This window comes from Arthrobacter sp. MYb214, from assembly GCF_002979865.1.
Taxonomy (GTDB): Bacteria; Actinomycetota; Actinomycetes; order Actinomycetales; family Micrococcaceae; genus Glutamicibacter.
Window position 1 is genome coordinate 1 of sequence record NZ_PCPZ01000006.1, and the last position, 12,600, is coordinate 12,600.

The 12,600-nt window shown below is 60.4% G+C and carries 9 protein-coding genes and 1 pseudogene; 8 read left to right on the forward strand and 2 right to left on the reverse strand.

The annotated features are described in order from the left end of the window. The 5 genes and pseudogenes from CQ012_RS14065 to CQ012_RS14085 form a co-directional block, all read left to right on the forward strand. Window positions 1-222: pseudogene (locus CQ012_RS14065) on the forward strand (serine hydroxymethyltransferase); the annotation flags it as partial. 185 nt (window positions 223-407) lie between these two features. Continuing rightward, window positions 408-1,817, forward strand: a complete 1,410-nt coding sequence (locus tag CQ012_RS14070; RefSeq protein ID WP_105657073.1) for an L-serine ammonia-lyase — start codon at window positions 408-410, stop codon at window positions 1,815-1,817. Between the two features lie 416 nt (window positions 1,818-2,233). Further along, on the forward strand, window positions 2,234-3,589 hold the full coding sequence (gene mgtE / locus CQ012_RS14075) for a magnesium transporter (protein ID WP_105662516.1): 1,356 nt from the start codon (window positions 2,234-2,236) through the stop codon (window positions 3,587-3,589). Window positions 3,590-3,647: 58 nt separating this feature from the next. Next, window positions 3,648-4,757, forward strand: a complete 1,110-nt coding sequence (locus CQ012_RS14080; protein WP_105657071.1) for an oxidoreductase — start codon at window positions 3,648-3,650, stop codon at window positions 4,755-4,757. A gap of 140 nt (window positions 4,758-4,897) precedes the next feature. Further along, on the forward strand, window positions 4,898-6,028 hold the full coding sequence (locus CQ012_RS14085) for a baeRF2 domain-containing protein (RefSeq protein WP_286134138.1): 1,131 nt from the start codon (window positions 4,898-4,900) through the stop codon (window positions 6,026-6,028). A 74-nt stretch (window positions 6,029-6,102) separates the two neighbouring features. Here the strand turns inward: CQ012_RS14085 and CQ012_RS14090 are convergent, their stop codons facing one another. Continuing rightward, window positions 6,103-7,170 carry a CPBP family intramembrane glutamic endopeptidase gene (locus CQ012_RS14090; RefSeq protein ID WP_166650705.1) on the reverse strand — a complete coding sequence of 356 codons (1,068 nt, stop codon included), beginning with the start codon at window positions 7,168-7,170 and terminating at the stop codon, window positions 6,103-6,105. A 259-nt stretch (window positions 7,171-7,429) separates the two neighbouring features. On the opposite strand from CQ012_RS14090, the gene CQ012_RS14095 reads away from it, so the two are divergent. The 3 genes from CQ012_RS14095 to CQ012_RS14105 all read left to right on the forward strand — a co-directional run bounded on the left by CQ012_RS14095 (window position 7,430) and on the right by CQ012_RS14105 (window position 11,098). Then, window positions 7,430-8,683 (forward strand): YibE/F family protein, encoded by a 1,254-nt coding sequence (locus CQ012_RS14095; protein ID WP_105657068.1) that lies wholly within the window; start codon window positions 7,430-7,432, stop codon window positions 8,681-8,683. A 68-nt stretch (window positions 8,684-8,751) separates the two neighbouring features. Next, on the forward strand, window positions 8,752-9,960 hold the full coding sequence (locus tag CQ012_RS14100; protein WP_105662541.1) for a metal ABC transporter solute-binding protein, Zn/Mn family: 1,209 nt from the start codon (window positions 8,752-8,754) through the stop codon (window positions 9,958-9,960). 19 nt (window positions 9,961-9,979) lie between these two features. Further along, window positions 9,980-11,098 carry a CDP-glycerol glycerophosphotransferase family protein gene (locus tag CQ012_RS14105; protein ID WP_146112246.1) on the forward strand — a complete coding sequence of 373 codons (1,119 nt, stop codon included), beginning with the start codon at window positions 9,980-9,982 and terminating at the stop codon, window positions 11,096-11,098. A 10-nt stretch (window positions 11,099-11,108) separates the two neighbouring features. Here the strand turns inward: CQ012_RS14105 and CQ012_RS14110 are convergent, their stop codons facing one another. Next, entirely contained in the window at window positions 11,109-12,599 is a 1,491-nt protein-coding gene (locus CQ012_RS14110) for a gamma-aminobutyraldehyde dehydrogenase (protein ID WP_105657065.1), read from the reverse strand. Between the last annotated feature and the right edge of the window lies 1 nt (window position 12,600).

The following is a 12,600-nucleotide window of genomic DNA, read 5'->3' on the forward strand; positions in this document are numbered from 1 at the left end:
CGCCCGCCGATGGTGACTTCGGGGTTGCGTATTGGTACTCCGGCGTTGGCTACCCGTGGTTTCTCGGAGGCTGCGTTCGCTGAGGTTGCGGAGATCATTGCACAGACGTTGATTGCTGGTGCTGAGGGTAATACGGCGGTGTTGCCGGAGCTGAAGGATCGTGTTCTGAAGCTTGCCGCGGCCCACCCGCTGTACCCGGAACTGGCTAAGGTTTCCGAGTAGCATCATCTGATTAGGATGTGGGCCCGGAAGGTGGAAATACTCGCTTTTCGGGCCCGCGGTCTTTCAACATCCAGAGGTCCAGGCGCTGCACGGTACGTGCGGTGGCCGCAAGCCTCTGGAACCACACTCCACAGATCCGGGGCAGAAGCTCTCGGATTACCCAAGTTCTAAGGATGTGACCCGCTATGGCGGTTAGCGTATTCGATCTTTTCTCGGTTGGCATCGGACCGTCTTCCAGCCATACCGTGGGACCAATGCGTGCAGCACACGCATTCATTGCCCAAGTAATCCGAGAAGGCCAACTGGACGCACTGGAAAATATCCGTGTTGATGTCTACGGATCCCTGGCCGCTACCGGACGCGGCCACGGCACCTTCACTGCCATCATGCTGGGGCTTGAAGGCTTCGAACCTGAAACCGTGCTGCCATCACAGGTCGATGACCGTCTGGCGGACATGGAAGCCACTGGAATCCTCCACCTGGCCGAACAGCTTGATCAGCGCAAGGACCTGAACTACAAGGTCGAAGACATGATCCAGCATCCGCTCACCGTACTGCCACGCCACACCAACGGCGTGAAGTTCATTGCCCTCGACGCTGACGGCAACGAAATCGCCAACGAGACCTTCTTCTCCGTAGGCGGCGGCTTCATCGTGCGCGAAGGCGCCGAAGACCGCATCGAGAAGAACCTCGAAGAGAAGCTGAACAAGCAGCCCTATCCCTTCACCACGGCAGCCAAGCTGCTGGAACATGTGAAGGAAACCGGCCTGTCCATTGCCGACATCATGATGGCCAACGAAATGGCTTACCGGTCCCGCGACGAGATCCGCAACGGCCTGGTCCACATCTACGAAGTGATGGAAGACTGCAAGGATTCCGCGCTGGAACGCACCGGCGTGCTGCCCGGCGGCTTGAAAGTTCGCCGCCGTGCGCCGGAATGGCATGAACGCCTGCGCAAGGAAGACAAGGACCGGGATCCGGTCTACTGGCAGGAATGGATCAACCTCGTTGCGCTGGCCGTCAATGAGGAGAACGCCTCCGGCGGACGCGTGGTCACCGCTCCGACCAACGGCGCAGCGGGCATCATCCCAGCCGTGCTGTTCTACGCCACCCACTACGCACCGGGCGCAAAGTACTGGAATGAGGAGGAAAAGCACGACGCTGTCGTACGCTTCCTGCTCACCGCTGGTGCCGTCGGCGTGCTGTACAAGGAGCAGGCATCGATCTCCGGCGCCGAAGTCGGCTGCCAGGGCGAAGTCGGTTCGGCATCATCGATGGCTGCTGGCGGCCTGGCCGAAATTCTTGGCGGCACCCCAGCGCAGGTAGAGAACGCAGCGGAAATCGCCATGGAACACAACCTTGGCCTGACCTGCGACCCGATCGGCGGACTGGTCCAGATCCCTTGCATCGAACGCAACGCCATCGCTGCTTCCAAGGCAGTGAACGCGGCGAAGATGGCGCTGATGGGCGACGGCGAACACCACGTCACCTTGGATGAAGTCATTATCACCATGCGCGAAACCGGCAAGGACATGAGCGACAAGTACAAGGAAACTGCGATGGGCGGCCTGGCCGTCAACGTGGTGGAATGCTGATTTCCCAGTAACGCATGACCCAGTTCGGGAGGCCTGCACTGCAGACCTCCCGAACTGTTTAAATGTGATCTTGGCCCCCAAGTCCGGCAATTCCCAGCCATAGCTGATAGAACTGGGACTAGGCCTGATGCGCGCTAGCGCAAACCAGTTTCGAGGAGGTGAGTGTCGTGGAAGACAGTTCTAGTCGATCTATGCACACGAACTCACCCGGACGCTCGTAGCCGAATCAGCCGAATCTGGCAGCATCCCGCCATGGGATCCCAACGAGTTCGTGACTCTTGTACATGTCACCGGCGCCTGGTCCTGCACGCAAATACTGACTGATTTATCTCCCTGTATTCATGGGGTGGTCAAGCGGTGAGAAGTTGCTGGCAGGCTTGTATTCACGCGCCAAATGAACCATTTGGACCAAAATCATGTTTTCTCCAGAAAAGGTAGACTTCTCTACTATTTCGCGAGCCTTGCGCTCCCATCTCAATCACGCAGAATTCCAGCTCGCGGCAGGGCTGCTGGGCGGTCTGCACATCGCCCAGACCATTGAGCACCTCGAAGCACTGGATGCCACGGAGGCTGCCCTGGCCTACCGGCTGCTTGACAAGCAGACCGCGGTACTGGTCTTCCAGGAACTCGACGCCCCGGTGCAAGCCGACCTGGTGCGGGCGCTGCAGTCGCAGACCGTCATCGATGCCTTCGCCCAACTCCCCGCCGCGGGACGGGTAGCGCTGCTCGATGAACTGCCAGCGATGGTGGCCACGAAACTGCTGGCAGGGCTGCCGACGGCCACGCGCCAGGAAACCGGAATCCTGCTGGGCTATCCGGAATCAAGCGCCGGCAGGGCGATGTCCCCGGATTTCATCTCGACCCACCCGCAGCTGTCTGTGGCCGAAACCCTGGAACGCATCAGCGCACGCCTCGGGAACTGCGAGAACGCGCAGCACATCCTGGTGATCGATGATGAACGCCGGCTGCTTGGCACCATCAAGCTCAGCGAGTTGCTCACCGAGCCGGCCGGGACAACGATCGGAGAACTGTGCACCCAGAGCCCGGTCGTCCAGGCCTGCGAGCCGGAGACGAGCGCGGCACGGGTGGTGGTGGATCGGAAGGCAGGGATGCTCCCGGTGCTTGATCGGGAAGATCGCCTGCTGGGAGTGCTGACCTTGCCCATGGCGATCGCGATCCTAGAGGATGCCGAAGAGCGCCGCTCCGCGTACGGCTCCGGAACGGATCCGCTCTTCCGCCCTTACCTGGGGACGCCATTGCGCCACCTGGTGAAGGCGCGCGTCATCTGGCTGCTGGTCCTGGCTATCGGCGCCACCTTGACGGTCAAGGTGCTGTCCAGTTTCGAGCAGACACTGGAGTCGATGGTGGTGCTTAGCTTGTTCATCCCCTTGATCGTGGGCATTGGCGGGAACACCGGCAACCAGGCGGCGACCACTGTCACCCGTGCGCTGGCCATGGGTGATGTGCGGGGAAGCGACTTCTGGCGGGTGCTGATGCGCGAGGTGCGAATCGGAGCGGTCCTGGGACTGTGCCTGGGCGCCATAGCGCTGGTGGTGGCCGGGAGCATTTTCGAACTGCGCATCGGATTGGTGATAGGCATCAGCCTGGTGGCACTGTGCAGCATTGCTGCCGCTGTCGGCGGGGTGATGCCGATCATCGGTAAATTCTTCAAGGTTGATCCTGCGGTATTTTCCAACCCCTTCATTTCAACCTTCGTGGATGCCGCCGGGCTGATCGTCTACCTGTCGGTGGCCGTGCTGATTCTTGGATAGCCTGCAGCTGCACTGGGGTGCGCGGAATAAATTCGCGCACCCCAGCGTCGTAACAGGTATGCCTCATAGCAAGCTCTTTACTGAATTTACCGTCCCGGCCAGAAGCGGAGCAGGCCTGAAGCTTCGCAACCGCGTCGTGCTTCCGCCGATGTGCCAGTATTCCGTGGAAAAACGCGACGGCGTTCCAACGACCTGGCACTTGGCTCACCTGGGTTCCATGGCCCATGGCGGATACTCCTTGGTGATCGCCGAAGCAACTGCGGTGGCAGCTGAAGGCAGGATCTCGGATCGCGATACCGGCCTGTGGAATGACGAGCAGGCCGAAGCCTGGAAACCGATTGCCCAATACATCCGCGCCCATGGGGCAGCCGCCGGCGTGCAGCTGGCGCACGCCGGAGCCAAGGCATCGACCTATGGCTGGCTCAAGGATCTTGAAGAAGCTGGAAAATCCGGCAGCATCAGCGCGGAAGATGGCGGCTGGGAGACCTTCACTTCCTCGCCCAGCGAGCTCTACGGGCTGAAGCCAGCTACCGCGATGAGCGTGGAACAGATCCAGGCATCGGTGCAGGACTGGGCTGATGCGGCTAAGCGTGCCGACGCGGCCGGATTCGACCTGATCCAGATCCATGCCGCGCACGGCTACCTGGTGCACCAATTCCTGTCGCCGCTGACCAATAAGCGCACCGACGAATACGGTGGCAGCTTCGAGAATCGCACTCGATACCTGCGTGAAGTCATCGAGGCTGTGGCTGCCGTGTGGCCGGAAAACAAGGCCCTGGGCATTCGCTTCTCCGGAGAAGACTGGGTGGACGATGGATGGAGCATTGCTGACACCGTTCGGATCGCCAAGGAACTCTACGGCTACGGTGTGCGCCACTTCGACCTCTCCAGTGCAGGAATTGGCAAGTTCAACGGACCGTCTGGTCCGGGCTACCAAGTGCCGTTGGCTCAGGCAGTGAAGGAAGCGCTGCCCCAGGATGCCTTCGTTACCGCGGTCGGCGTCATCACCGAGCCGATGCAGGCAGAGCAGATCGTCGTGACCGGGCAAGCGGACGGCGTCTGCGTTGGGCGCGCTGCCCTGGGCGATCCGCAGTGGGCTAACCGTTCGGCGCAGGAATTGGGTGCACCGATGGCATTCCCCGCCCAATACTGGCGCGGCCGCTGGTAAACGCAAGTTGCCATGCTGATTTCATCCAAACAACGACATAGTTTCTGGTTACCTCTTCCAGCCACTGAATAGTGATGTTAGGTTAGTGCCACGGATCTAGTCGCACCGCGGCCAAGGGTCGCGTGCGGAAGGGAGTCAGCATGGCACTACGCGCGGATTCTAATGGAATCGACGCTTCGCTCTATCGGAGAAACGGCTCGTGGAGCACAGCTCTCGTGGATGCATCGTTGGGAACCACTGCCGCCCAGGAAGCAGCAGACCGGCTTCCGGACGAGGTAGCCAAGCTGCTCAAGAGCCAGCAGGCGCAGCCCAGCGATGTCCAAGCACTGATCGGCGCACTGGAGCCAGCCCAGGGACTGCGAGCACCAGTAGCACGGTTCGTAGCTGTTCATGACGGCGAAATCGTCCTGAACGAAGTCATCCCAGGCCTCAAGGTCCAAACTTCATCGGTTGATGTGGGTCCGTTCCCGAACTTCACGGCGCTGGCCCGCGCCCGTGGCGGATCGTTCTCCTACCTCGTAGCTGAAGTCAGCAAGGACGGAGGCGAGGTGCACCTCTACAATACGGCGTCACCTGAACGCCTGGGCAGCCGTGGCATCGTCGGGTTGCCCGAGGAAATCCACCATGCACGCAAGGTGCCCGGGGAATACGACCAGCCCAAGGCGCAGGCCGCCGCCGATGAGATGGCTCGTCGAAACGCTGACGAAGTTGCCGAGCTGATCAGTGAAATGTCCAACGAGAACTACGTCCGCCTGATCATTCTTTCGGGCGACATCAAGGCTCGTGAACTAGTGCTCGGGGCAGTACCCGTGGCGCTCAAGGACTATGTAGAAGTCATCGACTCGCATACGCGCACCGGGGGTGCGGACACCAAGCAAGTCGATGCCCAAATCACCAAGCTTGTAGAGGAAGTGAAAGCCAAGTCCCTGGCTGAATTGGAATCGAAGATCGCTGCGCAGTCCGGCAACGGCAAAGCGCAGCTTGCTGTCGGTCTCGATGAAGTTGTCACTGCGCTCCAATCGGCGCAAGCCGAAATGGTGCTGGTTGGACAGTACCAAAGCGAGCATACCCTTCGCGCCTTGAGCGCCGAACCATGGATTGCCCATCAGGACGGAGATGACCATGCAGAGTTGGTCGTCGGGGAATGGCCGGCGCCAGAAGTGCTCCTGCGGGCCACTGCGCTGACCGATGCCAGCATTCGCTATGTACCGGATTCGGTGATTCCTGGCGGTGCAGGAATCGCAGCCTTGCTGCGCTGGGCCAAATCCTGAACAGTTCATTAAAAGAAACGATCCGCACAGGAAATCCTGCGCGGATCGTTTTTTGCGTTCCAGCTATCTGGTGCCTAGCGATCTGACGGGCCGGCTGCCGGGGGAGCCGGTGGGGAAACATCTGAACCGTGATCGGAGTTCTGCTGCTGTCCAGGCTGGTAGGCCGGAGGAGCCCAGTAGGCCTGGCTAGGGTGAACCGGTGGCTGGTTCATCTGCCAAGGCTGCAGCATCGGACGGCGCTCTGCTGCTGGAATCGGGCCTGCCGTACGCGCAATGCCTTGCCTGTCTGCCAGCTTCACCAGCACGAAGGTCAATAGGGCCATGAAGCACACCGAGAAGACCAGCGAGACCGGGTTGGATTCCGTGGCGTTCAGATCAACTACGCCCATTGCACCGAGCAGGAACAAGAAGGTGTTGTTGATGATGTGCATCGCCATCGCTGCTTCAAGCCCACCGGTGCGCCAGGTCAGATAGCCTGCCGCGATAGCGAACGCCGCCACATCGAGAAGCCCCCAGACATCGTAGAGATGGCCGATGGTGAAGAAGGGAACTGGAAGCAGGATGGCGAACAGTGGATGCTTCAGCCAGCTGCCGATGACCTGCATGAACGCGCCACGGAAAACAAGCTCTTCAGCTGCGCACTGGAAGGGCGTCAAGAGGATCACCAGCAGGGCATAGAACAGCGGATCGGCCGGCAGGCTGCTCGCCGGCACGGGTTCGGACTCGCCAATGCCCAAGGCGCCCAACCCGAAACTCAGCCCGAAATACACTGCGAACAAGATGGCGCTGGCACCCAACACCAGGCCGAACCAGCGCCAGCGCAATTTGCCGGCGACCGATATCAGCAAGCCGACAGGCTTGGGTCCGATGAGCAAGTAGGCGAGGTAGACCGCCGGGATCATGATGATCAGGGAGACCATGGTCATCGAGAAGTCCGTCGCCGTGGCCATGTTCAGGGTTGGATCCATGAGGAACTGATCGGGAGCCTCATCTGGATTCTCCGCAGCCCACGTCAGCGGGTTCATGATCAGTGCAATGAACATCGCCAGTATGGCGATGAGCAATGCCGCGCCGTAGAAGCCAATGCCGATGCCGGTGAACGCCAGCGGCCTCCACCAGCGGTAGTTCTCACTGCGTCTCATTAGGCGATGGAACGAATAGTTCATCTCAACCTCGGCGCCTTGCGGCAAGGGTGGCTGGTTCATTGGCAAGCTCATGGCTCAATTCTCCCGTTCCGCAGTGTTTGAAGGTATGAACCTTACGGAGGATTTATCGGGTCATCCTTTTGAATATCCAGGACCAGCTCTTCGCAACGCGGTCGGCATCCAAGGCAAACTCCAATGGGCTAGCTCTTACACTGGGAAAGAACGATTCGCCTTCTTTGATTTGGAGCAGCACCACGTGGGCCATCATCACCATGACGAACCGATTTTGCAGGATCCCCGGCGCCGGCGGCGTGCCTCGATCATCTTATGGGCGCTGCTTGCGCCTATCGGCGCCCTGGCCCTGGTCATGGTCATCTTGTTGTGGCCGCAAGGCAACTACGACAAGTTTGCCCTGAATGGAGCCATGGACACTACCGGTGGCGCAACGATGGAAGTGGGCACTGTCACGCGCAGCACAGTCCAGGACTGCCCGTCTTCCCAAGGGTTGGAAGAAGTTGGTGGCAAGGTTCTCGAATGCCAAGTCACCTACGTGATGCCCGAATCCGGAGGCGCGGAGATCCAATTGGAAATCCCACCGGAAATGCTGCAATCACGTGATGCGCGCGCGGGCGACAGCATTCGATACCTTGATCTCTCCGCGGTGGACACCACCAGCGGCAGCCCGTACGTATTCGTTGACTTCGTGCGCACTTTGCCCATGGCACTGCTGGCCATCGCCTATGGCGTGGTCGTGGTGCTGGTCGCCGGATGGCGCGGCACGCGGGCGATGATCGGCTTGGTCGGTGGCATCGCCTTCATGATCATCTTCATGGTTCCGGCCTTGCTTGAAGGCGGCAATCCGGTCCTGGTGGGACTCACCGGTTCTACCGCCATCATGTTTGTCGCGTTGTATTTCGCCCATGGTCTGAACGCGAAAACATCCACAGCGCTGCTGGGAACGCTCTTTGGCCTGGCGGTGACCGCGGCGATGGTGCTTTGGTTGACCGATGCGGCCGCTTTGACTGGAGCCAACGATGAATCGGCAATCACCCTATCGACGGTGGCCCCGCAAATTTCCCTGCCCGGCTTGCTGATCTGCGGCGTGCTGGTTGGCGGCATGGGTGTGCTCAATGACGTGACAATTACCCAGTCGGCAACCGTCTGGGAACTGGCAGAGAGCACGCCCAAGGCCTCGGCCAGGGAACTGTTCTTCCGCGGCATGCGCATCGGCCGGGACCATATCGCTTCGACCGTATACACCATCGCCTTCGCCTACGCCGGTGCGGCCCTGCCGGTGCTGGCCATTGCGGCGCTGAGCAACCAGAGTTTCGGGGTCACCCTCGGCTCCGGCGCCATGGCTGAAGAGGTCATCCGAATCCTGATTGGTTCCATCGGATTGGTATTGGCGATCCCGGTAACCACCGCCATTGCAGTGATGGTGGTGAAAGCTACCGGCACCGGTGGTGCCCACGGCAAGCGGGCTTTGCAGAGTGTAACCTCCGACTCCTAGGTGCGAACCATTCTCATATGTAATGTAGAATAGTTCTCAATAGCGATCCGATTTAGATGGAGACCACCATGAAGAACTACCGCTCGCTGCTCGCAGCTGCCGTCGCCCTGCCCGCTGCCGGACTGATCCTTGCCGGATGCGGTAGCGCCACGGGAAGCGAATCGAAGGACGCGGAATCTGCAGGGATCAGCGTAGTGGCCACGACGAACGTCTACGGACAGATCGCCCGTGCCATTGGTGGAGATAGCGTGGAGGTCAGCGAGATCATCACTTCGGCCGCACAGGATCCGCACTCCTATGAGCCAACCGCACGCGACAAGCTTGCGATATCCAGCGCGGACCTGGTCCTTGCCAATGGTGGCGGATATGACCAATTCATGGACTCTCTCGTTTCTTCGCTACCGGAAGGCAAGTCTGGAGAGATCACGCTCATGCACGCTGTGGACTCCTCGCCGGTAGCTGCGGAATCCGAAGAGGCCGGGCATGAGGGCGAAAGCGCTGAGGAGCATGCGCAGCACGCTGATGAGGGCGGCCATGAGGGCGAAAGCGCTGAGGAGCATGCGCAGCACGCTGATGAGGGCGGCCATGAGGGCGAAAGCGCTGAGGAGCATGCGCAGCACGCTGATGAGGGCGGCCATGAGGGCGAAAGCGCTGAGGAGCATGCGCAGCACGCTGATGAGGGCGGCCATGAGGGCGAAAGCGCCGAGGAGCATGCGCAGCACGCTGAAGAGGGCGGCCATGAGGGCCACGACCACGCGGGCTACAACGAGCACATCTGGTACGACCTGGATTCCATGGGTGAACTTGCTGATGCACTGGCCGAGTCCTTCGCCAAGGCCGATACCGCCAACGCGGATCAGTACAAGCAGAACGCAGCAGCCTTCAACGAAGGGATCGGGAAACTCGAAGCCCAGCTCGAAACCGCCAAGCTGGATGGCAAGAGCTTCATGATGACCGAGCCGGTTCCATTCCACTTGCTGGAAGCAGCCGGCATGGAGAACACCACTCCTGAAGGGCTGAGCGAAGCCATCGAAGAGGGCGAGGGCATTGCGCCGATGACCATGAAGAAGGCTGAAGGCAAGCTCGTTGCTGGCGACGCTGACATGCTTGCCTACAACGTGCAGACCGAAGGCAGCGAAACCAAGGCGCTGAAGAAGAACGCTGAGCGGGGACAGGTACCTGTAGTCGACTTTGCAGAAACCATTCAGGATGATTCCAGCTACCTCGAATGGATGGAATCCAACATTTCCGACTTGGCTTCCGCAATCAACGGCTAAACCTACGTAAACTAAATGCATGGCATTGTTCTCTTCCCAGATAACGCAAGCGACAGGTAAAGCACGCTCCCTCATTGCGGAGCGGTCTGTTCGAGCGGAGATCGCTCACTCGGACCGGGGAATCGAGCAAGCCGACCATGTGCTTTTCTTCGCCGAGGGGCCCGGGCAGTTCTACCAGCTCGGAGTCTGGCTGGGTACCTTCGAGCGACTGGCTGCCCAGGGTCTCAACGTCGGCGTGGTGCTCATGGACGCACTAAGTGCACGACACGCGCTGGCAGAGTCGAACCTGCCGATATTGTTCTCGCGTTCCATGGAGCAGATCGAGAATAAGCTGAGCGAGTGGAATACCAAATCCATCAACTACGTGAACAACGCCCAGCGGAACTTCACGATGCTGCGCTTCAACGGACCGGCGCATATTCACTTGAACCACGGTGAGAGCGAAAAGGCCTCCATGGTCTCCAACCAGCTCAAAGCCTACGATTTCGCCTGCGTGGCTGGTGCTGCCGCGGTAGAGCGCATCACCGAGAACATCTCCCGTTTCGACCCATCGCATCTGGTGCAGATCGGACGCCCGCAGCTCGATGAACTGGAATTGCCCGGCCCTTCGGAGAAGATCCGGGTTCTCTACGCACCGACTTGGGAGGGCGACTCGCAAGCCATGGCGTACTCCTCGGTGGCTACTTTGGGCGAGAGAATTCTAGCCCAGCTGAGCAACGATGAGCGTTTCGAAGTACGTTTCCGTCCTCATCCGAAGACCGGTGATGTGTCCGCAGAGGCAAAAAAGGCCGTGGTAAGCCTGAAAAGCAACTACGCTGCCACCGTGGATGCGCTCAGCGACGCGGCGCAGTCCTTGGTGTGGGCGGATGTGGCCATCTGCGACACCTCGGCGATGGCCTATGACGCGGTAGCGCTCAACATCCCGCTGCTGCTGGCCGGAGACCCCCAAAGCAAGCTCCATTCAGGGTTGCCATTGGACCAGCGGCTGGGCAACGCCAACGGACTGGCGCAGCGGGTTGCGGATCTTGCCGCATCCTCGGTTGCCGGGGCGCAAAAACAGCTGGCACAGTACTTCTTTGCCACCACAGAACCCGGGGTGGCTACGAAGAAGCTGAGCCAGCTGCTTTCGAGCCTCTAGCCTTCTGGGCCTAGCGCTGCTTGAAGACCGTATCCTGCCATTCGCGATGGGCCGCGGGATCATGGGAGATCATCACATGCTTGACATTGGTGTACTCATCGAAGGAATACTGGCTCATGTCCTTGCCCATCCCCGAAGCCTTGTAGCCTCCATGCGGCATATCGGAAACGATCAGGATATGCTCGTTGATCCACACGCAACCGGCCTGGATTTCGGCGCTGGCACGCATCGCGCGGTCAACGTTCTTGGTCCATGCGCTCGCCGCCAGGCCATACGGGGTGTCGTTGGCCAATTCGATGGCTTCGTCATCGGTATCGAACGCCAACGCCACCAGGACCGGGCCGAAGACTTCCTGCTGCACGATCTCTGAATCCTGCGCAGCTCCCACCACCAGGGTAGGACGGTAGAACCAGCCATCGCCCGGAAGCTGCTTGCCACCGGCAAGCACCGTTGCTCCGGCATCCTTGGCACGCTCAACCATCGAGGAAACCTTCTGCAGGTGGGCTTCGCTGATCATCGAACCCATGTCGGTATCGGGATCGGTCGGATCTCCCACCACCATGGCCTCCATCAGTTCGGCCACCTTGCTGGTGAACTTCTCGAAGACCGAGGAATGCACGTACGCGCGCGTGGCGGCGGTGCAATCCTGTCCGGAATTGATCGTCGAGCCGGCCACCGCACCATGTGCGGCAGCTTCGATATCGGCATCATCGAAGACCACCATCGGCGCCTTGCCGCCGAGTTCAAGATGAACCCGGGTACCGGTCTCGGCCGCCATGGACATGATCTTCAGGCCCACGGCGGTAGAGCCGGTGAACGAAGTCATCTTCACCAGCTTGTGGCGCACCAAGGGCGAGCCAACGCTGGGCCCGTCGCCAACGACAATGTTGATCACGCCGTCCGGCAACCCGGCATCCTTGGCGGCCCGGGCAAAGAGCACCGAGGTGCCCGGGGTCAGCTCGCTGGGCTTGAGCACAATCGTATTGCCGGCGGCAATCGCTGGCAGGACCTTCCACGCAGCCATCTGCAGCGGGTAGTTCCACGGGCTGATCGAACCGATCACGCCGATAGCTTCACGGCGAACCATCGAGGTGGTGTTGCCCGCGTAGTCCCCGGCGGCCAATCCCTGCAAATTGCGTGCAGCGCCAGCAAAGAAATTCACGTTGTCGATGGAACCGGGCACATCGAATTGGGTCGACATGCGGATGCTCTTGCCGGTCTGAGCGGTTTCCAGGGCGGCGATTTCATCGGCATGCTTTTCCAGTTCGCGAGCGAATGCCAGCAGGTGGTCGGCCCGTTCGCCCGGGGTCAGCCGGGACCAGGTCTTGAAGGCGCCGGCGGCCGCCTGCACCGCCTGGTCAACCTGCTCGCCGGTCGCGGTATCCACGTCCAGCAGCTTCTTTCCGGTGGCTGGATTCGCGCGCTCCAGCACCGGGCCGTGCCCGCGGACCTGCTGGCCATTGATGAACTGGTGTCCAAGGGAACTATCGTAGTAGGCCATG